The 22076-nt window shown below is 63.9% G+C and carries 22 protein-coding genes; 10 read left to right on the forward strand and 12 right to left on the reverse strand.

Annotation, left to right across the window (positions count from 1 at the left end; genetic code table 11):
• Positions 1-48: 48 nt before the first annotated feature.
• The 6 genes from ASC83_RS05650 to ASC83_RS05675 all read right to left on the reverse strand — a co-directional run bounded on the left by ASC83_RS05650 (position 49) and on the right by ASC83_RS05675 (position 5388).
• Complete coding sequence (locus ASC83_RS05650) at positions 49-786, reverse strand: amino acid ABC transporter ATP-binding protein (protein WP_056059339.1); 738 nt, start codon at positions 784-786, stop codon at positions 49-51.
• Positions 787-826: 40 nt separating this feature from the next.
• Complete coding sequence (locus ASC83_RS05655) at positions 827-1492, reverse strand: amino acid ABC transporter permease (RefSeq protein WP_056059987.1); 666 nt, start codon at positions 1490-1492, stop codon at positions 827-829.
• 1 nt (position 1493) lies between these two features.
• Entirely contained in the window at positions 1494-2252 is a 759-nt protein-coding gene (locus ASC83_RS05660; RefSeq protein WP_056059340.1) for an amino acid ABC transporter permease, read from the reverse strand.
• A gap of 108 nt (positions 2253-2360) precedes the next feature.
• Positions 2361-3260, reverse strand: coding sequence for an amino acid ABC transporter substrate-binding protein (locus ASC83_RS05665; protein ID WP_056059342.1), 900 nt, complete (start codon positions 3258-3260; stop codon positions 2361-2363).
• Positions 3261-3377: 117 nt separating this feature from the next.
• Positions 3378-4274: an amino acid ABC transporter substrate-binding protein gene (locus tag ASC83_RS05670; protein WP_056059343.1), complete on the reverse strand. Its 897-nt coding sequence runs from the start codon at positions 4272-4274 to the stop codon at positions 3378-3380.
• A gap of 181 nt (positions 4275-4455) precedes the next feature.
• Positions 4456-5388, reverse strand: coding sequence for a LysR family transcriptional regulator (locus tag ASC83_RS05675; RefSeq protein ID WP_056059345.1), 933 nt, complete (start codon positions 5386-5388; stop codon positions 4456-4458).
• Between the two features lie 217 nt (positions 5389-5605).
• On the opposite strand from ASC83_RS05675, the gene ASC83_RS05680 reads away from it, so the two are divergent.
• Genes ASC83_RS05680 through ASC83_RS05690 form a run of 3 tightly spaced genes read left to right on the forward strand, consistent with a single transcriptional unit; the run spans position 5606 to position 8539 of the window.
• Positions 5606-6169 (forward strand): TRAP transporter small permease, encoded by a 564-nt coding sequence (locus tag ASC83_RS05680; protein WP_056059347.1) that lies wholly within the window; start codon positions 5606-5608, stop codon positions 6167-6169.
• Complete coding sequence (locus ASC83_RS05685; RefSeq protein ID WP_056059349.1) at positions 6166-7464, forward strand: TRAP transporter large permease; 1299 nt, start codon at positions 6166-6168, stop codon at positions 7462-7464. Before ASC83_RS05680 ends, ASC83_RS05685 begins: the two co-directional genes overlap by 4 nt.
• Positions 7465-7501: 37 nt before the next feature.
• Complete coding sequence (locus ASC83_RS05690; RefSeq protein WP_056059351.1) at positions 7502-8539, forward strand: DctP family TRAP transporter solute-binding subunit; 1038 nt, start codon at positions 7502-7504, stop codon at positions 8537-8539.
• 174 nt (positions 8540-8713) lie between these two features.
• Here ASC83_RS05690 and ASC83_RS05695 read toward each other — a convergent pair whose 3' ends face one another.
• The 3 genes from ASC83_RS05695 to ASC83_RS05705 form a co-directional block, all read right to left on the reverse strand.
• The gene (locus tag ASC83_RS05695) at positions 8714-9046 is read right to left on the reverse strand and encodes a nucleotide pyrophosphohydrolase (protein ID WP_056059353.1); all 333 of its coding nucleotides are present in this window, start codon (positions 9044-9046) and stop codon (positions 8714-8716) included.
• 73 nt (positions 9047-9119) lie between these two features.
• Positions 9120-10052 carry a 2-hydroxyacid dehydrogenase gene (locus tag ASC83_RS05700; RefSeq protein WP_056059355.1) on the reverse strand — a complete coding sequence of 311 codons (933 nt, stop codon included), beginning with the start codon at positions 10050-10052 and terminating at the stop codon, positions 9120-9122.
• A 43-nt stretch (positions 10053-10095) separates the two neighbouring features.
• Positions 10096-11952 (reverse strand): ABC transporter ATP-binding protein/permease, encoded by a 1857-nt coding sequence (locus tag ASC83_RS05705; protein WP_056059357.1) that lies wholly within the window; start codon positions 11950-11952, stop codon positions 10096-10098.
• Between the two features lie 127 nt (positions 11953-12079).
• Between ASC83_RS05705 and ASC83_RS05710 the strand changes: the two genes are divergently transcribed.
• Positions 12080-12502 carry an acyl-CoA thioesterase gene (locus ASC83_RS05710; protein ID WP_015012492.1) on the forward strand — a complete coding sequence of 141 codons (423 nt, stop codon included), beginning with the start codon at positions 12080-12082 and terminating at the stop codon, positions 12500-12502.
• Positions 12503-12562: 60 nt separating this feature from the next.
• On the opposite strand, the gene ASC83_RS05715 is transcribed toward ASC83_RS05710, so the two are convergent.
• The 3 genes from ASC83_RS05715 to ASC83_RS05725 all read right to left on the reverse strand — a co-directional run bounded on the left by ASC83_RS05715 (position 12563) and on the right by ASC83_RS05725 (position 14659).
• Positions 12563-13120, reverse strand: coding sequence for a polymer-forming cytoskeletal protein (locus tag ASC83_RS05715; RefSeq protein ID WP_056059359.1), 558 nt, complete (start codon positions 13118-13120; stop codon positions 12563-12565).
• Positions 13121-13270: 150 nt separating this feature from the next.
• Positions 13271-13756, reverse strand: coding sequence for a thioesterase family protein (locus ASC83_RS05720; RefSeq protein ID WP_056059361.1), 486 nt, complete (start codon positions 13754-13756; stop codon positions 13271-13273).
• A gap of 105 nt (positions 13757-13861) precedes the next feature.
• On the reverse strand, positions 13862-14659 hold the full coding sequence (locus tag ASC83_RS05725) for a crotonase/enoyl-CoA hydratase family protein (protein ID WP_056059362.1): 798 nt from the start codon (positions 14657-14659) through the stop codon (positions 13862-13864).
• 291 nt (positions 14660-14950) lie between these two features.
• Here ASC83_RS05725 and ASC83_RS05730 point away from each other — a divergent pair, with 291 nt between their 5' ends.
• From ASC83_RS05730 to ASC83_RS05755, 6 genes are all read left to right on the forward strand, one after another.
• A complete protein-coding gene (locus tag ASC83_RS05730) occupies positions 14951-15826 on the forward strand; it encodes a branched-chain amino acid ABC transporter permease (RefSeq protein ID WP_056059365.1) in 876 nt (291 codons plus the stop codon).
• Between the two features lie 3 nt (positions 15827-15829).
• A complete protein-coding gene (locus tag ASC83_RS05735) occupies positions 15830-16906 on the forward strand; it encodes a branched-chain amino acid ABC transporter permease (protein ID WP_056059367.1) in 1077 nt (358 codons plus the stop codon).
• Positions 16907-17071: 165 nt separating this feature from the next.
• A complete protein-coding gene (locus tag ASC83_RS05740; protein ID WP_056059369.1) occupies positions 17072-17932 on the forward strand; it encodes an ABC transporter ATP-binding protein in 861 nt (286 codons plus the stop codon).
• Between the two features lie 61 nt (positions 17933-17993).
• On the forward strand, positions 17994-18812 hold the full coding sequence (locus tag ASC83_RS05745; RefSeq protein WP_056059370.1) for an ABC transporter ATP-binding protein: 819 nt from the start codon (positions 17994-17996) through the stop codon (positions 18810-18812).
• 6 nt (positions 18813-18818) lie between these two features.
• Positions 18819-20675 (forward strand): long-chain fatty acid--CoA ligase, encoded by a 1857-nt coding sequence (locus ASC83_RS05750; RefSeq protein ID WP_056059373.1) that lies wholly within the window; start codon positions 18819-18821, stop codon positions 20673-20675.
• 119 nt (positions 20676-20794) lie between these two features.
• A complete protein-coding gene (locus ASC83_RS05755) occupies positions 20795-21961 on the forward strand; it encodes an ABC transporter substrate-binding protein (RefSeq protein ID WP_056059375.1) in 1167 nt (388 codons plus the stop codon).
• Positions 21962-22076: the final 115 nt, after the last annotated feature.

Genomic DNA, 22076 nt, shown 5'->3' on the forward strand with positions numbered 1-22076 from the left:
CGCTTTTTTTGTAGCCCCCAACCCTTGCGGCAGGGGGGCAAGCACCGTTCAGTGCTGCAGAATCTTGTTAAGGAAGTCCTTGGTACGCGGCTGGCGTGCGTCGGGGTTGTTGAAGAAGTCGTCCTTGGAGCAGTCTTCCAGGATCTTGCCGCCCACGTCCATGAAGATCACGCGGTTGCTCACCTTGCGGGCAAAGCCCATTTCGTGGGTCACGCACATCATGGTCATGCCTTCGTTGGCCAGGCCCACCATCACGTCCAGCACTTCACCGACCATTTCGGGGTCGAGCGCGGATGTGGGTTCGTCGAACAGCATCACGATGGGGTCCATGCTCAGCGCGCGCGCAATGGCCACGCGCTGTTGCTGACCGCCCGAGAGCTGGCCGGGGAACTTGTCCTTGTGGGCGATCAGGCCCACGCGCTCCAGCATCTTGAGGCCGCGCTTCTTGGCGTCGTCCGCGCTGCGGCCCAGCACCTTGATCTGCGCAATGGTCAGGTTGTCCGTCACCGACAGGTGGGGGAACAGCTCGAAGTGCTGGAACACCATGCCCACGCGGCTGCGCAGCTTGGGCAGGTTGGTGCTGGGGTCATGCAGCTTCACGCCATCGACCGTGATCTCGCCCTTCTGGAAGGGTTCGAGCGCGTTGATGGTCTTGATGAGTGTGGACTTGCCAGAGCCCGAGGGCCCGCAGACCACGACCACTTCACCCTTGTTGATGGTGGCCGAGCACTCGTTGAGCACCTGCACCGGGCCATACCACTTGGATACGTTTTTGAGTTCGATCATTTCTTTTTCCTCAATCCAATCTCTTTTGCACCAGCCTCGATCAGCGGATGATCGCGATCTTCTGGTGCAGGCGCTTGACCGCCCAGGACAGCGCATAGCACATGATGAAGTACAGAACCGCAGCGGCCAGGTACGCCTCGATCGGACGACCAAAGTTCTTGCCCGCCACTTCAAAGCCCTTGAGCATGTCGTAGGCGCCAATGGCGTAAACCAGCGACGTGTCCTGGAACAGGATGATGGTCTGGGTGAGCAGCACGGGCAGCATGTTGCGGAACGCCTGGGGCAGCACCACCAGCTTCATGTTCTGGCCGTAGGTCATGCCCAATGCCTGGCCGGCGTACACCTGGCCGCGTGGGATGGACTGGATGCCAGCGCGCATGATTTCGCTGAAGTACGCTGCCTCAAAGGCAATGAAGGTGATGACTGCCGACACTTCCGCGCCAATGGGGCGGCCGATGATGGCGGGCACCAGCAGGAAGAACCACAGAATCACCATCACCAGCGGAATGGAGCGCATGCCGTTGACGTAGATGGTGGCGGGCACATCCAGCCACTTCTTGCCCGACAGGCGCATGAGGGCCAGCACGGTGCCGAACAGCACGCCCCCGATGGTGGCCACCAGCGTGAGGATCAGGCTGAAGTACAGCCCCTTGAGCACGAAGTTGGAGATCAGGTCCCAGTTGTAGAAGGAGAAATCGAGATTCATATCAATGCCCCCCTCCGGCCGCGCCACTCACGACCATGCCAGGGATGCGTGCGCGCTTTTCAATGAAGGCCATGATGCGGTTGATCGCAAACGCCGAGATGATGTACAGCGTGGTCACCGCCAGATAGACCTCGATGCCGCGCGAGGTTTCTTCCTGCGCCTGCATGGCGAACATGGTGAGTTCAGCCACCGACACGGCAAACGCCACGGACGAGTTCTTGAAGATGTTCATCGTCTCGCTGGTCAGTGGCGGAATGATGATGCGAAACGCCATGGGCAGCAGCACATAGCGGTAGGTCTGGAAGGTGGTGAAACCCATGGCCATGCCGGCATACCGCTGGCCGCGTGGCAGGGCCTGGATGCCCGAACGCACCTGCTCGGCGATACGTGCCGAGGTGAAAAAGCCCAGCGCCAGCACCACCAGCGCAAAACCGGGCACGCCCCGCAGCACCGGGAACAGGCTGGGCAGCACGTGGTACCACAGGAAAATCTGCACCAGCAGCGGAATATTGCGAAACAGCTCGACCCAGGCATTGCCCAGCCGAACGATCATCGGGCGATCCTGCAATGTGCGCAGCGTACCGATGAATGAACCCAACACAAGCGCCAGCAGCAAGGCCAGCAGCGAAACGGACACCGTCCAGCCCCAGGCCGACAGCATCCAGTCCAGGTAGGTGATCTCGCCGCCTTTGCCAAAGCAGCCCTGCACCACATCCCGGTCCATGGTGTCCTGGCAGAACACCTGCCAATCCCAACTCATAGGAGCACCCCTTTAATTTTTGGTTTTGCGCTGGGGGACCCACTGGGCCGACCCAACAAAAAAGCCCCTTCAAACCAGCTGGCCGAAGGGGCACAAGCGTTGCAGAGCTTACTTCTTGGCGTAGTCTTCCATGGGCTTGTCGTTAGGCGATGCCCAGGCTGCCTTGGTAGCGTCGGACATCGGCAGGCCGATCTTGGTGTTGGTCGGTGGCACAGGTTGCATGAACCACTTGTCGTACAGCTTGGCCAGCGAGCCGTCGGCGATCTGGCGCTTGATGGAGTCGTCCACAGCCTTCTTGAACGCGGGGTCGTCCTTGCGCAGCATGCAGGCGATGGGTTCCACCGACAGCACTTCGCCCACGATCTTGTAATCGGCAGGGTTCTTGGACTTGGAGACGTTGGCAGCCAGGATGGAGCCGTCCATCACGAATGCGTCAGCACGGCCGGTTTCCAGCATCAGGAAGCTGTCGGCGTGGTCCTTGCCGAACACTTCCTTGAAGTCGATGCCGCCAGCACGTTCGTGCTTGCGCAGGGTCTGCACGGAGGTCGTGCCGGTGGTGGTGGCCACGGTCTTGCCGTTCAGGTCCTTGATCGAGGTGATGCCCGAGTTGGCCTTCACCACGGTGCGCACTTCTTCCACATAGGTGGTCACGGCAAACGCCACGTCCTTTTGGCGGGCAGCGTTGTTGGTGGTGGAGCCGCACTCCAGATCCACGGTGCCGTTGGTCACCAGCGGAATACGGTTTTGCGAGGTCACGGGCTGGTACTTGATATCCAGCTTGGGCAAGCCCAGTTGCTTCTGGATGTCGTGCAGAACGATCTCGCCCATTTCGGTGTGGAAACCCACGTACTTGCCGTTGCCCAGCGTGTACGAAAGACCCGAAGACTCGCGCACGCCCAGCGTCACGCTGCCGGAGGCCTTGATCTTGGCCAGAGTGTCATTGGCCTGGGCAAATACGCTGCCTGCAGCCAAGGCGGTCACGGCAACCGCGAGCAAATGTTTCTTCATAGGGATCTCCTTGTGTTGAAAACGAAAAAGGGGGGGATTTTAGAGACAGGGGCCAGCCGGGGGTAACCGGTCAGGACCGCACTCCAAAAAGGGGTAGCACGCAACCAGGGATATTAGTCAGAACGGGACCTGGTCGGTAGGGTATTTCCAGAAGTCGCGCAACAAGTAACTGACCGGCAGGCTCAGCACGGTGTTGTTGGGCGGAATGGCCTTGTTGAACCACTTGTCGTAAATCGGGTAAATCTCGCGGCTCGTAATCAGGCGGCGCATTTCCTCGTCCACCAGCTTTTTGAACTCAGGGTCGTTCTTGGGCAGCATGATGGCCAGTGGCTCGGTGGTCATGAAGCGGCCCACCACCTTGAGCGCCTTGGGGTCGGGCCGCCCGGCCGCCAGGCCGTACAGCAGCACGTCGTCCATCACAAACGCATCGGCCTCACCCTTCTCGACCATCTCGACCGCCTTGGCATGGTCGGGTGCCTCGACGATGGTGATGCCCATCAGGCGCTCGCGGTTGGCTTGGTCGGCCGCCTTCAGGGGCGTCGTGCCCTTGGTGGACACCAGCTTCTTGCCGTTGAGATCCTCCACCCTGTCGATGGTGCTGGAGGACTTGACCAGCAGCCGCGCGCCGGTGATGAAGTGGGGGATGGTGAAGGCCACCTTCTGGCGCCGCTCGGCGTTGTTGGTGGTGGAGCCACACTCCATGTCGGCCTTGCCCTGCTCGATCATGGCGATGCGGTTGGCCGGCGTGACAGGCACCAGCTCGATCTCCATGTCCTTCTTGCCGGTCTTCTTGCGCACCAGCTCGGCCATGCGCAGGCACAGGTCCAGCGCATAGCCCACGGGCTTGCCCGACTGGCTGTCGATGTACGAGAAAGGCACCGAGGATTCACGGTAGGCAATGACCAGCTTGCCACCGCCAGCCACGCGCTCCAGCACGCTGGCCTGCGCAGACGCACCGACCGCACAGCACAGTGCTGCGAGGCCCCAGGCCAATCCCCAATGCTGAACTTTCATACGATGCCTCTGTGAAGGAATGAACCGGGTTTGCAATCTTCGTGCCACCGTGGGGCCCTGCCAAGGCACACGCTGCTATCCACCGATCCGGCGATGGCGCAGACTGTACGTGTCGTTACGGTGAAATTCCAATGCCGTTTGCGCGCACAACTATGCAAAGTGTTTATGTCCGTATTTACCCTTAGCATGAGGCCGCTTGGGCCTGCAGGTAGGTCCACAGCGCCTGCGCCGTGCCTTTGGGGGTGTCCTTGCCATTGGGCTTTTCGCGGTAGGCACGCACATCCATGGTCATCTGCAGGCCTTCGGTATCGGGGGGCGCGGCGCTGACCAGGCGGCGCGAGCGCAGCTCCTTCTTCACGGCGCTGTGGGGCAAGAAGGCCACGCCATGCCCTTCCAGCGCCATGGCCTTGAGACCTTCGGCCATATCGGTCTCGTACACGCGCTCCAGATGAATGGGCGTCTGCGATTGTTTGAGGATGAGTTCGGTCACCCGCCCCAGGTAGGCGCCGGGCGCATAGCCCAGGTAGGGCAGCGGCTGGCCCGCGCGGCCGGGCAGGCGGTGCACGGGCTGGCCCTCGGCGTCGGCCTTGCTGTAGGGCGACAACACTTCCTGACCCAGGCTGACCATCTCATACCGATCGGCATCGAGCTGAAAGGGCTGCGAGGGGTGGTGGTAGGCGATCAGCAGGTCGCACCCGCCTTCGACCAGGCGCATCACCGCGTCGTGCACATTCAGCGCAATCAGGCGGCTTTTGAACGGGCCGAACTTGTCGTGCAGGCTGGACACCCAGGCCGGGAAGAACGTGAACGCCAGCGTGTGGGGCACGGCGAACTCGATCATGTCCTTGCCTGCGCTGGTGTGCGCGCGCAGCATGGCACGCGTGTTCTGCAGCGACTGGAGCATTTCCAGGGCCTGGTCGTACAGGGTCTTGCCGGCCGGGGTCAGCCGGGTGGGGTAGGAGCTGCGGTCCACCAGGTCGGTGCCGGCCCAGGCCTCCAGCGCCTGGATGCGCCGCGAGAACGCTGGCTGGGTCACATGCCGCAGCTGCGCTGACCGGCTGAAGCTGCGGGTTTCCGCAAGACTGACGAAATCTTCAAGCCACTTGGTTTCCATCGGTGCATTATCCGCGCGCGGGCTACACCGTGCTGGCCGCTGGCATGAGGGTTTACACAGTGCTGACGCGGCGCACCAATGGTGTGCATGCATAGCAACCCATCGCATAATAGAAAGCGGCGCCTACAGCGCTCAGCGTCGAGGCCCCTGGTGCACAACACTGCCGGGCAGGGCGACCCGCATGCTCCCGTGTTTGTTCTCCTCCTTCCCCTGCCCCATGTCCTCCTCCTCCCCCCAAGGGCCTGCGACCGACGCACTGCCCGGCGCCGCGAGTCCCGAGGCCGAGCCCCGCTCGCTGCGCCTTGAAGACTGGCTCACCGTCATCGTCATGGCGGCCCTCGCACTCATCACCTTTGCCAACGTGCTGGTGCGTTACTTCACCAACTCCTCGTTCGCCTGGACCGAAGAAATCTCGGTGTTCCTGATGATCGCGCTGGCGCTCATCGCAGGCTCGGCCGCCGTGGCGCGCGACCAGCACATCCGCATCGAGTACTTTGCCGAGGGCGGCTCTGCCCTGCGCAGCAAGCGCCTGTCCATGCTGGGCGCGGCCACTGTGGCCCTGCTGTTTGGCGTCATCGCCGTTCTGAGCGTGCGCGTGGTGTGGGACGACTACAGCTTTGGCGAAACCTCCCCCGGCATCGGCGTGCCGCAGTGGTGGTATTCAATCTGGCTGCCCGTGTTCTCTGCGCTCATCACGGCACGCGCCATTGGGCTGTTCATCCGCCGCAGCCGCGGCGCGGTCAGCGATGCCGCCCCGGCGCACAAGGATGCGCAACCATGATCGCAACGCTGCTGTTTGTGGCCTTTCTGGGCCTGATGTTTGTGGGCGTGCCGATTGGCGCCGCGCTGGGCCTGGCCGGTGCCGCCGCCATCGCGCTGGCCAATGCCGACAGCCAGTGGTTCGGCCTGCTGGCCGTGCCGCAGAACTTCTACGCCGGGCTGGGCAAGTACCCGCTGCTGGCCATCCCCATGTTCGTGCTGGTCGGCTCCATCTTCGACCGCTCGGGCGTAGCGCTGCGCCTCGTGAACTTTGCCGTGGCCATTGTCGGGCGTGGCCCGGGCATGCTGCCGCTGGTGGCCATTGCGGTGGCCATGTTCCTGGGCGGCATCTCGGGCTCGGGCCCGGCCAATGCCGCTGCTGTGGGCGGGGTGATGATCGCGGCCATGTCGCGCGCGGGCTACCCGCCCTCGTTCTCGGCCAGCGTGGTGGGGGCCGCTGCGGCCACCGACATCCTGATCCCGCCCTCGGTCGCGTTCATCATCTACTCGGTGCTGGTGCCCGGCGCCTCGGTGCCCGCGCTGTTTGCGGCTGGCATGATCCCCGGCATCCTGGCGGGCGTGGCGCTGATCGTGCCCGCCGTGTGGATGGCGCGCAAGCACAAGATGGGCGCGCTCGAAGCCACCATGCCCCGCCCCCCATTCTGGAAGAGCCTGCGCGAGGCCACCTGGGGCCTGGCCGCGCCGGTGCTGATCCTGGGCGGCATGCGTGCCGGTTGGTTCACGCCGACGGAAGCCGCCGTGGTCGCGGTGTTCTACGGCCTGTTCGTGGGCATGGTGATCCACCGCACGATTTCTGTGCGCGACCTGTTCCCCATCTTGCGCGAATCGGGCGAGCTGTCGGCGGTGATCCTCATCGTGGTCTCGCTCGCGGGCATCTTTGCCTACTCGCTGTCCACGCTGGGCGTGATCGACCCCGTGGCCAACGCTATCGTGAATTCGGGTCTGGGCGAGTATGGCGTGCTGGCGCTGCTCATCGTGCTGCTCATCACCGTGGGCATGTTCCTCGACGGCATCTCGATCTTCCTGATCTTCGTGCCGCTTTTGTTGCCCATCATGCAGCACTACCAATGGGACCCCGTATGGTTCGGCGTGATCCTGACCCTCAAGGTGGCGCTGGGCCAGTTCACCCCGCCGCTGGCCGTGAACCTCATGGTGTCGTGCCGCATTGCCGGTGTGCGCATGGAATCCACCGTGCGCTGGGTGGGCTGGATGTTGTTTGCCATGTTCCTCGTGATGGTGGCCGTGATCGCCTTCCCGCAACTGGCCCTGTGGCTGCCCGCCAAGCTGGGCTACTGACCTCTTTTGATGAATTTCTAACCAGGAGACTGAAACAATGAAACTGCGCACCTTCCTCACTTCTGCCGTGGCCGCTGCCGCCGCCCTCGCCTTCACCGCACCTGCTGCCCTCGCACAGACTGCGTACAAGAGCGAGTACCGCATGTCGCTGGTGCTGGGCACGGCCTTCCCCTGGGGCAAGGGCGGCGAGCTGTGGGCCAACAAGGTGCGCGAGCGCACCAACGGCCGCATCAACATCAAGCTGTACCCCGGCGTCTCCCTGATCCAGGGCGACCAGACGCGCGAGTTCAGCGCGCTGCGCCAGGGCGTGATCGACATGGCGGTGGGCTCCACCATCAACTGGTCGCCCCAGGTCAAGCAGCTCAACCTGTTCTCGCTGCCCTTCCTGTTCCCCGACTACGCGGCCGTCGATGCGGTGACGCAGGGCGATGTGGGCAAGCAGATCTTCACCACGCTGGAGAAGGCAGGCGTGGTGCCCTTGGCCTGGGGTGAAAACGGCTACCGCGAAATCTCCAACTCCAAGCTGGCCATCAAGAGCCCTGCCGACCTCAAGGGCCTGAAGATCCGCGTGGTGGGCTCGCCCCTGTTCCTGGACACCTTCACCGCGCTGGGCGCCAACCCCACGCAGATGAGCTGGGCCGACGCACAGCCCGCGTTTGCCAGCGGTGCTGTGGACGGCCAGGAGAACCCCATCGCCGTGTACCAGGCCGCCAAGCTGCACACCGTGGCCCAGAAGCACATCACCATGTGGGGCTACGTGAACGACCCGCTGGTGTTCGTGGTGAACAAGGACATCTGGGCGTCGTGGACCCCTGCGGACCGTGAGATCGTGAAGCAGGCCGCCATCGACGCCGGCAAGGAAGAAATCGCTATTGCCCGCAAAGGCATGGTCGAGGCCGACAAGCCCCTGCTCAAGGACATCGCCGCCAACGGCGTGACCGTCACGCAGCTGTCCGCCGCCGAGCGCGACGCGTTCGTGAAGGCCACGCGCCCCGTGTACGAAAAGTGGAAGGGCCAGATCGGCGCCGACCTGGTGGGCTCCGCCGAGAAGGCCATTGCCGCCCGCAAGAAGTAATCCTTCAACGGACCCGGCACCGGTGCGTGGCAGTCGCCCGGTGTTTGCACAAGCCCCGCCATGGCGGGGCTTTTTGCTGGGCGGGCATAAAGGCAACTGCGGGTGACAGGCCTGCGAGATTACTATCTATTTGATAGCAATCAAGGCATATTGCACTAGCGCCACCCGCCACTTTCACTTCAAATCATCAGGGACTGGGTGCTTGACCGCGTTTTTGCGCAGCTTGTTCTCCACCGCCTCGGCCAGGTCCACGCCCGCGTGGTCCGCCAGCTGCAGCAGGTACAGCAGCACGTCGGCCACCTCATCGGCAATGGGCTCTTTCAGCGCCGGATCCTCACGCACCGCGAGCGACTGCTCCGGCGTCATCCACTGAAAGATTTCCGCCAGCTCGGCCGTCTCGACCATCAGCGCCATCGCCAGGTTCTTGGGGGTGTGGAACGGCTGCCACTGCCGCTGTGCCGCAAATGCGCGCAACCGAGCCTGCAGCTCCGTCAGATCGACAGACATTCCAATGCTCCTGATTTAATAGCTACCAGCGCATATTCCACCTGCGCTAGCGGCCTGAAATACCTGAAACCCATCACACCGGCGTGACCGGTGCCTCGCCCGCCAGGTGGCGCCGGGCGTTCTCCATGAACCGGTCTATCGAGGCCTGCACGGCCTCGGGCGACCAGCCCGCCACATGGGGTGTGAGCACCACGTTGTCCAGGTCCAGCAGCTCGGTCGGGGGCAAGGGCTCGCTCTCGTACACATCCAGGCCCGCTGCGGCAATGCGGCCATCGCGCAGCGCGGCGGCCAGGGCGGTGGTGTCGATCACGCTGCCGCGCGCGATGTTGACCACCACGCCACGCGGGCCCAGCGCATTCAACACGTCCGCGTTGACCAGATGCTTGGTGCCCGCGCCGCCAGGCGTGGCGATGACAAGAAAGTCTGCCCACGCGGCCAGCGCCGGCACATCGGCAAAGTAGCGGTAAGGCACATCGGTGCGGGCGCTGCGGTTGTGGTAGCCCACCTCGATCTCGAAGCCCAGGGCGCGCTGCGCAATCTTCTTGCCAATGGTGCCCAGGCCGATGATGCCCAAGCGCTTGTGCGACACATTGGGGGGCAGCGGCAAAGCGGTGCGCCAGATGCCTGCGCGGGTGGCCTTGTCCAGCGGCAGGATGCGGCGCTGCGCCGCGATCAGCAGGCCCCAGGTGTGGTCGGCCACGCAGTCGTCGTTGGTGCCTGCACCGGTGGCCACCACAATGCCGCGCGCCTTGGCATGGGCCACCGCCACGTTCTCGTAGCCTGCGCCCAGCGCGCAGATGAGTGTGAGCGCGGGCAGCGCATCGATCTGCGCCGGGCTCAGGCCCACCGCACCGATGGTGAGCACCACACGCACGCGGCTGCCGTGCTGCGCGATGGCGGTGGAGGCCTGCGGTGCATCGGGGGCGTAGATCACTTCAAAGGCCTGGGCCATCTGCGCGATGTGCTCTTCAGACAAAAACATGAGGGCAAGAAGGACGGGCTTCATGGATTACAAATCGCGAAACAAATAAAAGAGAGAGGGATGCCGCTCAGGCGGCAGCATCGCTTTGCTGGAGCGACCACATGCTGGCGTAGCGGCCGCCGAGGGCCAGCAGCTGCGCGTGCGTGCCGCGCTCGATGATGCGGCCCGCGTCCATGACCAGGATCTCGTGCGCGTCCACCACCGTGGACAGGCGATGGGCAATCACCAGCGTGGTCTTGTTCTGCGCCACGCCCTGCAGCTCGGCCTGGATGGCGCGCTCGTTGGCGGAGTCCAGCGCGCTGGTGGCTTCGTCAAAGATCAGGATGGGCGGGTTCTTGAGCAAGGTGCGGGCAATCGCCACGCGCTGCTTTTCACCGCCCGAAAGCTTGAGCCCCCGCTCGCCGACCATGGTGGCGTAGCCCTTGGGTGTGCTGGCGATGAAGTCGTGGATGCGCGCGGCGCGGGCGGCGGATTCGATCTCGTCCTGGCTGGCGCCAGGGCGGCCATAGGCGATGTTGTAGGCCACGGTATCGTTGAACAGCACCGTGTCCTGCGGCACGATGCCAATCGCCTGGCGCACGCTGCCCTGCGTCACGCTGCGGATCTCCTGCCCCGCAATGGTGATGCGCCCCTGCTGGATGTCGTAGAAGCGGAACAGCAGCCGCGCCAGCGTGCTCTTGCCCGAGCCCGAGGGCCCCACCACCGCCACCGTCTTGCCCGCCGGGATCTCGAAACTGATGCCTTGCAGGATGGTGCGCCCGCCCTTGGCGTCATAGGCAAACACCACGTCCTCGAAACGCACGGTGGGCTGATCCAGCCCCGCCAGCGACTGGGCGCCCGGGGCGTCAGCCACCTCGCGCTCCTTGTCCATCAGCGTGAACATCTTGTCCAAGTCGGTGAGGCTTTGCTTGATCTCGCGGTAGATCACGCCCAGGAAGTTGAGCGGGATGTACAGCTGGATCATGAAGGCATTGACCATGACCAGGTCGCCCAGCGTCATGCGGCCATCGACCACGCCCTGCGTTGCGCGCCAGAGCATGGCCACCAGGCCCACGGCAATGATGAGCTGCTGGCCGGTGTTGAGCAGCGACAGCGTGGTCTGGCTCTTCAGGCGCGCGCGGCGCAGGCGCTCCAGGCTTTCGTCATAGCGGCGGGCCTCGAAGCCTTCGTTGTTGAAGTACTTCACCGTCTCGTAGTTGAGCAGCGAATCCACGGCCTTGGAATGCGCGGCCGAGTCGAACTCATTGGCCTCGCGGCGGAACTGGGTGCGCCACTCGGTCACCAGCACCGTGAAGAGGATGTACAGCGCCAGCGCCGCCAGCGTGATCCACGCGAACCAGGCGTCGAACTTGATGGCCAGCACCGACAGCACCAGCACCACCTCAACCAAGGTGGCGACCACGTTGAACAGCGTGAACGAGATCAGCGACTCGATGCCGCGCACACCGCGCTCGATGTCACGCGTCATGCCACCCGTCTGCCGCTCCAGGTGAAACCGCAGGCTCAGGGCGTGCAGGTGCTCAAAGGTCTGCAGCGCAATCGAGCGCGCTGCGCCCTGCGTGGCCTTGGCAAACACCAGCTCGCGCAGCTCGGTGAACAGCGAGGTGGACAGCCGCAGCGCGCCGTAGGCCACCAGCAGCCCCACCGGCACCACCAGCAGCGCGGCGGGGTCGCCCGGCTTCAGGCTCATGGCATCGACCAGCGTCTTGAGCAGGATGGGCACGCCCACGTTGGCGAACTTGGCGCCCACCATGAAGACGATGGCGGCTATCACGCGCCATTTGTATTGCCACAGGTAGGGCAGCAATCGGTGCAGGGTGACCCAGTCCGACTGGACCGGTGCGGGACTGGCGGCCGTGCCACTGACGGTGGCACCGGGCGCGTTGGCGGCGGTAGGGGGGGAGGTTTCGCCGTGGTGGCGCATGGGGGACAATTCCGGTTGTTGTTTTTACCGACCTGGCTGATGCCCAGGTGGCTTTTTCAGGGCGCGAGGCCTTGTGAAACCACCGGTTTCCCCAAGGATTGGCTCAGCCCCAACCGAGATTGTGCCCATGTCTGCCGTTTTCAGCCCACCACCCGCCGCATTGCCCACCGACAAGGAGCTGGTGCTCAAGGTCATCCCCATGCCCGCCGACACCAACGGCAATGGCGACATCTTTGGCGGATGGGTGATGGCGCAGGTCGACCTGGCGGGCTCCGTGCTGCCCGCGCGCTACATCCAGGGCCGCATGGCCACGGTGGCGGTCAATGAATTCATCTTCAAGCAGCCCGTGCGCGTGGGCGACATCCTGTCGTTCTTCTCGGCCATCACGCGCGTCGGCAACACCTCGGTCACCGTGGAGGTGGAGGTGTATGCCGAGCGTTTTTCTGCCCAGGGGCAGTATGTGAAAGTGACGGAGGCGCGACTGACCTATGTGGCCATCGACCACCAGGGCAGGCCGCGCCCGGTGCCCAAGCACAACGCGCCTGCGTGAGCCACCGAACGGAATCGAACGGACTGACCGCGCCTATCGGGGCGCGGCTGTGAGTGCAGATCAGGCTGCCAGCGCGGCTGGCTCAGCCCTCAAGGGGGCTGCTGCCCGCTGTGTGCTGCTGGACGACGATGCGGAAAAACCGGCCTCGATCTCTCCCGCCAGCTGTCCACCCTCTTCCACCACCAGCTTGCCGTAGCGGATCTTGCCGTTGACCTTGCCGGTGCTGTAGATCACCAGCTTTTGCCGCACGGTGAGCGTGCCGTTGAACTCGCCGTGGATCTCGGCAATGTCGATTTCAGCCGAGCCCTTGAAGGCGCCGTGCTCCGAGATCTGGATCACGCGCGAATCCATCGTGGCCTCGACCGTGCCTTCGACCACGAGCGTGTCGCAGTCGGTGATCTCCACGCCCTTGAGCTTGATGTTCGGGCCCACCGTGAGCTTACTGCCCGAGCTGTCGCTGGCACTGGCCGACTTGGGGGCAGATGGAGCAGGCACCGGCTGCGCAGGTGCGGCGCTGCTGGCCGCCGTGCCGCCCAATACGGAGCCTGAGGTGGTGCTGCTGCGGGGTTGGAACGACTCGGGTTCACGCTTGCCAAAGAAAGGGTTTTGCACGGCCATCAGATCTCCTTGAAAAGAGAGTCATCGTAGGTTTCGTGCCCCTGGAAAGATGCCTTCGTTACGCAAGAACGGTAACCAAACGGTTCTCTCGTAGCATGCGCTTGCAAGGCTTGCGGGATCACACATCCCGCGCACGGCAGCACGCCCGGATCAAGAAACGATGTAAGCCGCAGCCCCCGCCGACATGATCTGCCCATCCGGCCCCAGAAACTCCATGCGTGTCGTGGCGACACGCGATCCCAGCCGCAACACCTGCGCGCGCAGCTCAAAGTGGCTGCCAATGCCCGGGCGCAGGTAGTCGATGCGCAGGTCGATGGTGCCCAGCTTGGCAAAGCGGTGCAGGCGCTGCTCGGGCGGCTCGTCCAGGTGCTTGGCGCCAATCGCAGCCATCACGGCCAGGCCGCCCATGGCGTCGAGCCCCGCACTGATCACGCCACCGTGGATGCGGTTGTAGGCGTAGTGACCCACCAGGTCGGGCTTCATGTCGATGCGTCCCACCACGCCGTCAGGCGCCAGGGCGGTGACCTTGAGCCCCAGGACCTGGTTGAACACGATCTTTTCTTCAAAGATGGACTTGAGCCCGGCGATGAACTCGGGCTCAAAAGCCTGTGGCTGGGGGGAAATGGTTTTGCTCATGGTGTGCTGTGTGCGGACCTGCAGCGCGCTGCGCCCATCGGTCCGATGGCTCCTGTTTTTATAGCTGCTGGCGCTTGATACACAAGCACCTGGAGGCATTTTGACTTAAAACTGGCCGTGGCGTCCCTGCCCAGCCGCAAACCGCGAGGCGCCACGCAGCGCGTCGGCCAGGCATTCGCGGCCACCCGCCCACTCCTGCAGCAAGGCCTGCTGCAAAGGCAAGCCCTCGGCGGCCAGCGCGCTGGCGCGGTCTGCACGCAGGGTGGCCTGCGGGAAGGCGGCCAACTGATGTGCCAGCGCCAGGGCGGCCTCCAGCGCCTGCCCGGCAGGCACCACGCGGTTGCACAGCCCCATGCGCAGGGCTTCGGCAGATTCCACCTTGCGCCCGGTCAGGATCAGGTCGAGCGCGTGTGACAGCCCGACAAGGCGCGGCAGGCGCACGGTGCCGCCATCGATCAGCGGCACGCCAAAACGGCGGCAGAACACGCCCATGTAGGCGTCCTCCGCTATCACGCGCAGGTCGCACCACAGTGCCAGCTCCATGCCGCCGGCCACAGCGGCGCCTTCGATCGCTGCGATCACCGGCTTGGACAGATGCAGGCGACTCGGTCCCATAGGCCCCGGCGGGTGGACCGCGTCGGGGGGGAAGTCGAGCGTCTCTGCCAGCGCTTCGGGCGCAACGCCGTCGGCTAGGAGACGCGCGCCCGACTGCAGATCCCAGCCCGCACAAAAATGCCCGCCAGCGCCCTGGAACACCGCCACATTGGCGCTTTCATCGTGCTCAAAGGCCAGAAAGGCCGCATGCAGTGCGCGGGCGGTGTCGGCATCCACCGCGTTGCGCACATCAGGCCGGCGCAATGTCACCAGCGTGACACCGCCTTGCGTTTCAACCTCTACGGACATGCGGCTCTCCTGTGGTCCGGTGCTCAGAACTTGTTCACCCACCCGACGTTACTCCTATTGCGCAGGGTGCAGCGCTGCGTCAATATCCGCCGCTACCCGCTCGCCCACCCCATCAGGGTTAGCCCCGAGTGCGGTATGCACAGCACGCGTGCACCATTATTTATGCAAAGCAATCGCTTTGTAAAAATAATCTGCAGGACCTGCGCAAGCAACGATGCACCTGGCACATGCCCACAAGGCATATGCCCCGCTCTTACCCGCTTTGCGTATCACTTATTCTGGAGAGCCAGTGTGCAATTTGTGCAACTGTTGATCAGCGGTGTCTCCCAGGGGTGCATCTACGGCCTGATCGCGCTGGGCTTCGTGCTCATCTACAAGGCCACGGAGACCGTGAGCTTCGCCCAGGGCGAACTCATGATGCTCGGCGCCTTCTGCGGGCTGGCACTCATGACGGTGCTGGGCTTTCCCTTCTGGGTGGCCGTGCTCGCCAGCATCCTGGCCATGGGCTGCTTTGGCGTGGTGCTGGAGCGCGCCGTGATCCGTCCCATCCTGGGCCAGCCCGCCTTCTCCATCGTCATGCTCACCATCGGCATCGGCTACGTGCTGCGTGGGCTGGTGACCATGATCCCCAACATCGGCACGGAAACTCACACGCTGCCCGTGCCCTACAAGGACCTGTCGTTTCGCCTCGGTGCACTGGTGCTCAACGCCGAGCAGCTGGTGGTGATCGGCGCCACGGGCGTGTTGTGCGTGCTGCTGTTTGCCATGTTCCGCTACAGCAAGCTGGGCATCGCCATGCAGGCGTCGTCGCAGAACCAGCTGGCCGCCTACTACATGGGCATTCCGGTGCAGCGGCTCAACGGTCTGGCCTGGGGCCTGGCCGCCGCCGTGGCTGCGGTGGCAGGCCTGCTGCTGGCGCCCATTACCTTCGTGCACGCCAACATGGGGCTGATCGGCCTCAAGGCCTTCCCGGCCGCTGTGGTGGGCGGCTTTGGCAGCCTGCCGGGCGCCATCGTCGGCGGACTGGTGATCGGCATCGTCGAATCGCTCTCGGGCTTCTATCTGCCCGATGGGTTCAAGGACACGGCCGCGTACATCGTGGTGCTGATCATGCTGATGGTCAAACCCAACGGACTGTTCGGCGAGAAGCTGAGAAAGAAAGTCTGACCCATGCGCTTTCTCTTCAAGACCTCGTACGAGCAAGACATTCGCCTCGCCAAGCATGGCGGGCATGTGTTCTGGTACAGCCTGCTGTGCCTGGCCCTGGTCGCCGCACCCTGGGTGGCGCCGGAGTATTGGCTGGCGCAGCTCACCTTTGTGCTCATCTACGCCATCGTGGGCCTGGGGCTGATGCTACTGGCGGGCTTCACCGGCTTGTTCTCGCTGGGGCACGCAGCGTTTCTGGGCGTGGGGGCGTATACGCAGGCCGTGCTCACGGGCATGGGCTGGCCGTTTGGGCTGTCGCTGGCCTGCGCGGCGGGGCTGTCGGCCGCTGTGGGCGTGGTGGTAGGCCTGCCCGCATTGCGCGTCAAGGGCATCTACCTGGGCATGGCCACGCTGTCGTTCGGGTTCATTGTGGAAGAAGTTTTTGCGCGCTGGGAGTCGGTGACCGGCGGCAACTCCGGCAAGCACCTGGTACCGCCACAAATCGCGGGCTACTCGTTCGAGACCACGGAGTCGTTCTACTTTCTGTGCCTCGTGATTGCGGTGGTCAGCACGCTGGCCATCCTGAACCTGCTGCGCTCGCCCACGGGCCGCGCGTTTGTCGCCATCCGTGATTCAGAGATCTCCGCACAGAGCATGGGCATCCACCTCGCGCGCTACAAGACGCTGTCGTTCTCCATATCGGCCGCACTGGCAGGCGTCGGCGGTGCGTTGTACGCGCACAAGCTGCAGTTCATCTCGCCCGACCAGTTCAACATCCTGCAGTCCATCGACCTGCTGCTGATGATCGTGATCGGCGGGCTGGGCTCGGTGCATGGCGCCTTTCTGGGCGCAATTTTCCTGATCTCCATGCCACAGCTCATCTCCCTGGGCAAGGACTGGCTGCCGGACTCCATCGGCCAGTCACCCGGCCTGCAGGCGGTGGTGTACGGCGTCGTGCTGATCGCGTTTGTGCTGTTCGAGCCCATGGGGCTGTATGGCCGCTGGCTCAAGGTGCGCACCTGGCTGCAGATGTTCCCGTTCTACCGCAAGGGCTTGTTCAAGCGGCAGAAATCGTTTCAAAAATCAGATCGCTTGAAATGAAGCACCCCCTGAGTCGCTTCGCGCCTTCCCCCTCTCTCGATTCGCTGCGCGATTCGGGAGGGGAACGCCCCCAGCGCGGCGGGGCGGCCCTTGCGCGGGGGCACTGGCCTCGGTCACGCCAGTCGCAAAGGCTGTGGACGGCATTCAGCACACTGGACCTGTGAAATGACCCCAATTGCTGTACCCAAGACTGACGAAACCCTGCTCAGCGCCCAGAACCTCAGCGTGCGCTTTGGCGGCGTTCTCGCGGTCAACAACGTGAGCTTTGACGTGCGCCGTGGCGAGGTGTTCACCCTCATCGGCCCCAACGGCGCAGGCAAGACGACGGTGTTCAACCTGATCAGCCGCATCTACACGCCCACCACCGGCACCATCGCCTATGCGGGCCCGGGCGGGGCCCTGCTGCCACTGACCGACCAGCCGCCGCACAAGGTAGCAGGCCTGGGCATTGCACGCACCTTCCAGAACATCGAACTTTTCGAGCACGCGAGTGTGCTGCACAACCTGCTGATCGGCCGCCACACCCGACAACACAGCAGCCTGTGGGCCGAGATGTTCTTCACGCGCAAGGTGCGCGAAGGGGAAATTCAGGCCCGGGAGAAGGCCGAGCAGGTCATCGATTTTCTCGACTTGCAGCACTACCGCGACACCATGGTGGCAGGCCTGCCCTACGGCGTGCGCAAGGTGGTGGAGCTGGCCCGTGCGCTGTGCACCGAGCCGCAGTTGCTGCTGCTCGACGAGCCCTCGTCGGGCCTGAACGTGGAGGAGACTGACGACATGGCCTTCTGGATACAGGACATCCAGCACGAGCTGGGCATCACCGTGCTGATGGTGGAGCACGACATGTCGCTGGTCTCCAAGGTGTCCGACCGCGTGCTGGCGATGAACCAGGGCGAGGTCGTGGCAATGGGCACGCCGCGCGAGGTGCAGTCGCACCCCGGGGTGATCGAAGCGTATCTGGGCACCATCGACGATGTGAGCAACCTGCGCCGCCCGGCGGGGTCCCACATGGGGGTTCGGGCATGAGCGCCACGCCGGGCCGCCCCAAGCAAGATCGCACCGCAGTGCGCAGCACGGAGGTTTCCTAATGAGCGCCGTACTTGCCGCCACCAGCACACCAGTTGCAGCAGCAGCTGACCAACCCCTGCTGCGCCTGCAGAACGTGGAGAGCGCCTACGGCCCCATCAAGGCCATCCGGGGCGTGAGCCTGCAGGTGCGGCGCGGCGAGATCGCTGCCGTGCTGGGCAGCAACGGCGCCGGCAAGACCACCATCCTGAAGACCATCAGCGGCATCATCGACCCGCGCAAGGGCTCCATCGAATTCCAGGGCGCCGACATCACCGCCCACGACCCGGCAGCCATCGTGCGCCGGGGCCTCATGCATGTGCCCGAGGGGCGCGAGGTGTTTGCACTGCTCTCGGTGCGCGACAACCTGCTCATGGGCGCCTACACGCGCAGCGATGCGGACGCCGTGGCCCGCGACATCGAAACGGTGTATGGCTACTTCCCCATCCTGAAGGAGCGCGCCGCGCAGGACGCCGGCCTGCTGTCAGGCGGGCAACAGCAGATGCTGGCCATCTCGCGTGCGCTCATGGCCAACCCCGAGCTCATCCTGCTCGACGAGCCCAGCCTGGGCCTGTCCCCCAAGCTCACCAAGGAGATCTTCGAAATCGTGGTGCGCATCAACCGCGAGCGCGGCACCACCATCCTGCTGGTGGAGCAAAACGCCAACATGGCGCTCAACGCATCGGACTACGGCTATGTGCTGGAGAACGGCCGCATCGTGATGGAAGACAGCTGCGAGCGCCTGCGCGAGAAGGACGACATCAAGGAGTTCTACCTTGGGATGAAAGATGTCGGCGTGCGCGGAGAGCGGCGCTGGAAGAAAAAGAAGACCTGGAGATAAGCGCAAATGTCTAACCTCTGGGAACTAGATCACATCCAGCCCGCAGGCACCGACGTGCTCGCGGGCGACACCATCGCCGCCATGTTCTGGAACGCCGTGGCCGAGCGCGGCCCGCGCGTGTGGATGCGCCAGAAGGAGCTGGGCATCTGGAAGAGCTGGACCTGGGACCAGACGGCCGAAGCCGTGCGGGAGATTGCGGGCGGCCTGATGTCGCTGGGTTTCGCGCCCGGCGAATGTGCATCCATTCTGTCCAACACCAACATCGAATGGGTGCTGGCCGACCTGGCCGTGCTGAGCTGCGGCGGCGTGGCCAACGGCATCTACCCCACTGACGCGGCGGCGCAGGTGCACTACCTGAGCGAAGACTCTCGCACCACCGTGCTGTTTGTGGAGGACGACGAGCAGCTCGACAAGGCACTGGAGGTGCGTGGCCAGTTGCCCCTGCTGCGCAAGATCGTTGTGTTCGACATGGAGGGCCTGCGCGGCCTGCACGACGCCGATGTGCTGAGCCTCGCGGGCCTCCGCGAACTGGGCAGGGCCTGGAATACACAACACCCCGACGCGCTGATGCAGCGCGTCAAGGCCTGCCGACCCGAAGACCTGGCCATTCTGGTGTACACCTCGGGCACCACCGGCAAGCCCAAGGGCGCCATGCACACGCACGCCGCGCTCACCTACACCGTGCGCGGCTACAACACGCTGATCTCGCGCAGCGAGGCGGATGAGACCATGTGTTTTCTGCCGCTGTGCCACATTGCCGAGCGCATGGGGGGCGAATACTTCTCGCTCTACACCGGCGCGCGCCTGAACTTTGTGGAGAACCCCGACACCGTGCCCGAGAACGTGCGCGAGATCGCGCCCACGGTGTTCACCGCCGTACCCCGGGTGTGGGAGAAGTTCTATTCGGGCGTGATGATCGCACTCAAGGAATCGACACGCATGCAGCAGGCAGCCTATGCCTGGTCGATTGGCGTGGGCACCCGCATCGCAGATCGGGTGCTGGCCGGACAGCCGGTGGGCGGTTTGCTGAAGGCGCAGTTCATGCTGGCGCGCTTTCTGGCGCTCAACAATGTGCGCAAGCTCATCGGCATCCACCGTGCGCGCTTTCTGGTCACAGGCGCAGCGCCCATTTCGCCCGATCTGGTGAAGTGGTACCTGGCGCTGGGCGTGCCCATGCTGGAGGTGTGGGGCATGACCGAGACCTGCGGCGCCTCCACTGGCGTACCCGCCAGCCGCATCAAACCCGGCTCCATCGGCCCGGCGGCCAGCTACAACGAGGTGCGCATCGACCCCGCCACGGGCGAGATCCTGGTGCGTGGCCCCAATGTGTTCAAGGGCTACCTCAACCAGCCCGAGAAAACCGCCGAAACCATCGACCCCGAAGGCTGGCTGCATACGGGCGATGTGGGTCTGATCGACGCCGATGGCTACCTTCGCATCACCGACCGCATGAAGGACATCATCATCACGGCGGGCGGCAAGAACATCACGCCGAGCGAGCTGGAGAACGAACTCAAGTTCAGCCCCTACATCACCGATGCGGTGGTGATTGGCGACAAGCTGCCCTACCTCACGGTGATCATCATGATCGACCAGGAGAACGTGGAGAAGTACGCTCAGGACAACGACGTGCCGTTCTCCAACTACGCCAGCCTGACCCGCACGCGCGAGGTGCAGGAGCTGATCCAGGGCGAAATCGACCGCGTGAACGCCAAGTTCGCCCGCGTGGAGCAGATCAAGAAGTTCTTCCTGCTCGACACCCAGCTCACGGCCGAGGATGAAGAGCTGACACCCACCATGAAGCTCAAGCGCAAGCTGGTGCAGCAGAAGTACGCCCCCCAGATTGAGGCGATGTACCGGTAGGTGCGCACGTCACGCAACCACAGGCTACGCCCATCAGGATAGGGAAAGTGCTGGTGCCCCACCCCGGGCATCGTTCTATAACGAGCAACCGAGTTCGATCCAACCAAAGGAGACGTGCCATGAAGTTTCATCACATTGCCGCGCTGGCCATCGTGGCCATGGCCGGAGGTGCTGCACAGGCGCAGCCCAGCCAGGGCGTGAGCAAGGACACCATCACGCTGGGTTCCATCCAGGATCTGTCCGGCCCGCTGGCGGGCTTTGGCAAGCAGGTGCGGCTGGGCATGATGCTGCGCGTGGACGAGGCCAACGAGCAAGGCGGCGTCAATGGCCGCAAGCTGGACCTGAAGGTGGAGGACTCGGGCTACGACCCCAAGAAAGCCGTGCTGGCCGCGCAAAAGCTCGTGAACCAGGACAAGATCTTCATGATGGTGGCGCACATCGGCACGGCGCAAAACCTGGCCGCCATGCCGGTGCAGTTCAGCAAGAACGTGATCAACTTCTTCCCGGTGACGGCCGCGCGGGAAATGTACGAGCCCTTCCACAAGCTCAAGTATTCGTTTGCCGCCACTTACTACGACCAGATCCGCCTTGCAGCCCCCAAGCTCATCAAGGAAAAGGGCGCCAAGAAGATCTGCACCATCTACCAGGACGATGAATTTGGCCTGGAGGTGATGCGCGGGGGCGAAGCGGCACTCAAGTCCATGGGCATGGACTTCACCGAGAAGACCTCGTACAAGCGCGGCGCCACCGACTTCTCTTCACAGGTCGCCAAGATGAAGTCGTCCGAATGCGACTTCGTGATCCTGGGCACCATCATCCGCGAGACCATCGGCACGATCGGCGAGGCGCGCAAGACGGGCTTCAACCCCACCTTCCTGGGCTCCAGCGCCGCCTACACCGACCTCATCCACAAGCTGGGCGGCAAGCCCATGGACGGGCTGTACGCCACCATGACGGTGCAACACCCCTACCTGGATGAAGCCAGCCAGCCCATCCGCTTCTGGGCCAACAAGTACAAGACCAAGTTCAACGAAGACCCCACCGTGTTCTCGGTCTACGGCTACAACGCCATCGACGCCTTCATCAAGGCGGCCCAGAAGGCAGGCCCCAACCTGAGCACCGACAGCTTCATCAAGGCCATGGACACCATGGTGATTCCGCCCGACATGTTCGGCAGCGCCGAGGGCACCTTTGGCCCACAAAAGCGCCTGGGCAGCGATCTTTCTCGCCTGTCGCAGATCACCGATGGCAAGTGGAAGGTGGTCTCCGACTACGTCAAGCCATGAGCGCCTGACCCGCCTCCTTCAAGCCGCCTTCGGGCGGCTTTTGCGTTTCAGGGGGTGCATCCGGGCTCAGTCGGTGGCAGAATTTAACCAAGCAGTAACTTTGCATAAATAACCT

Origin of the sequence: Acidovorax sp. Root402, assembly GCF_001425125.1 — a bacterium.
Lineage (GTDB): Bacteria > Pseudomonadota > Gammaproteobacteria > Burkholderiales > Burkholderiaceae_C > Acidovorax > Acidovorax delafieldii.

Bases quoted from the DNA above. Each gene is read 5' to 3' on its own strand.
- ASC83_RS05650 (WP_056059339.1), bottom strand. From the start codon at position 786: ATGATCGAACTCAAAAACGTATCCAAGTGGTATGGCCCGGTGCAGGTG.
- ASC83_RS05655 (WP_056059987.1), bottom strand. From the start codon at position 1,492: ATGAATCTCGATTTCTCCTTCTACAACTGGGACCTGATCTCCAACTTC.
- ASC83_RS05660 (WP_056059340.1), bottom strand. From the start codon at position 2,252: ATGAGTTGGGATTGGCAGGTGTTCTGCCAGGACACCATGGACCGGGAT.
- ASC83_RS05665 (WP_056059342.1), bottom strand. From the start codon at position 3,260: ATGAAGAAACATTTGCTCGCGGTTGCCGTGACCGCCTTGGCTGCAGGC.
- ASC83_RS05670 (WP_056059343.1), bottom strand. From the start codon at position 4,274: ATGAAAGTTCAGCATTGGGGATTGGCCTGGGGCCTCGCAGCACTGTGC.
- ASC83_RS05675 (WP_056059345.1), bottom strand. From the start codon at position 5,388: ATGGAAACCAAGTGGCTTGAAGATTTCGTCAGTCTTGCGGAAACCCGC.
- ASC83_RS05680 (WP_056059347.1), top strand. From the start codon at position 5,606: ATGTCCTCCTCCTCCCCCCAAGGGCCTGCGACCGACGCACTGCCCGGC.
- ASC83_RS05685 (WP_056059349.1), top strand. From the start codon at position 6,166: ATGATCGCAACGCTGCTGTTTGTGGCCTTTCTGGGCCTGATGTTTGTG.
- ASC83_RS05690 (WP_056059351.1), top strand. From the start codon at position 7,502: ATGAAACTGCGCACCTTCCTCACTTCTGCCGTGGCCGCTGCCGCCGCC.
- ASC83_RS05695 (WP_056059353.1), bottom strand. From the start codon at position 9,046: ATGTCTGTCGATCTGACGGAGCTGCAGGCTCGGTTGCGCGCATTTGCG.
- ASC83_RS05700 (WP_056059355.1), bottom strand. From the start codon at position 10,052: ATGAAGCCCGTCCTTCTTGCCCTCATGTTTTTGTCTGAAGAGCACATC.
- ASC83_RS05705 (WP_056059357.1), bottom strand. From the start codon at position 11,952: ATGCGCCACCACGGCGAAACCTCCCCCCCTACCGCCGCCAACGCGCCC.
- ASC83_RS05710 (WP_015012492.1), top strand. From the start codon at position 12,080: ATGTCTGCCGTTTTCAGCCCACCACCCGCCGCATTGCCCACCGACAAG.
- ASC83_RS05715 (WP_056059359.1), bottom strand. From the start codon at position 13,120: ATGGCCGTGCAAAACCCTTTCTTTGGCAAGCGTGAACCCGAGTCGTTC.
- ASC83_RS05720 (WP_056059361.1), bottom strand. From the start codon at position 13,756: ATGAGCAAAACCATTTCCCCCCAGCCACAGGCTTTTGAGCCCGAGTTC.
- ASC83_RS05725 (WP_056059362.1), bottom strand. From the start codon at position 14,659: ATGTCCGTAGAGGTTGAAACGCAAGGCGGTGTCACGCTGGTGACATTG.
- ASC83_RS05735 (WP_056059367.1), top strand. From the start codon at position 15,830: ATGCGCTTTCTCTTCAAGACCTCGTACGAGCAAGACATTCGCCTCGCC.
- ASC83_RS05740 (WP_056059369.1), top strand. From the start codon at position 17,072: ATGACCCCAATTGCTGTACCCAAGACTGACGAAACCCTGCTCAGCGCC.
- ASC83_RS05745 (WP_056059370.1), top strand. From the start codon at position 17,994: ATGAGCGCCGTACTTGCCGCCACCAGCACACCAGTTGCAGCAGCAGCT.
- ASC83_RS05750 (WP_056059373.1), top strand. From the start codon at position 18,819: ATGTCTAACCTCTGGGAACTAGATCACATCCAGCCCGCAGGCACCGAC.
- ASC83_RS05755 (WP_056059375.1), top strand. From the start codon at position 20,795: ATGAAGTTTCATCACATTGCCGCGCTGGCCATCGTGGCCATGGCCGGA.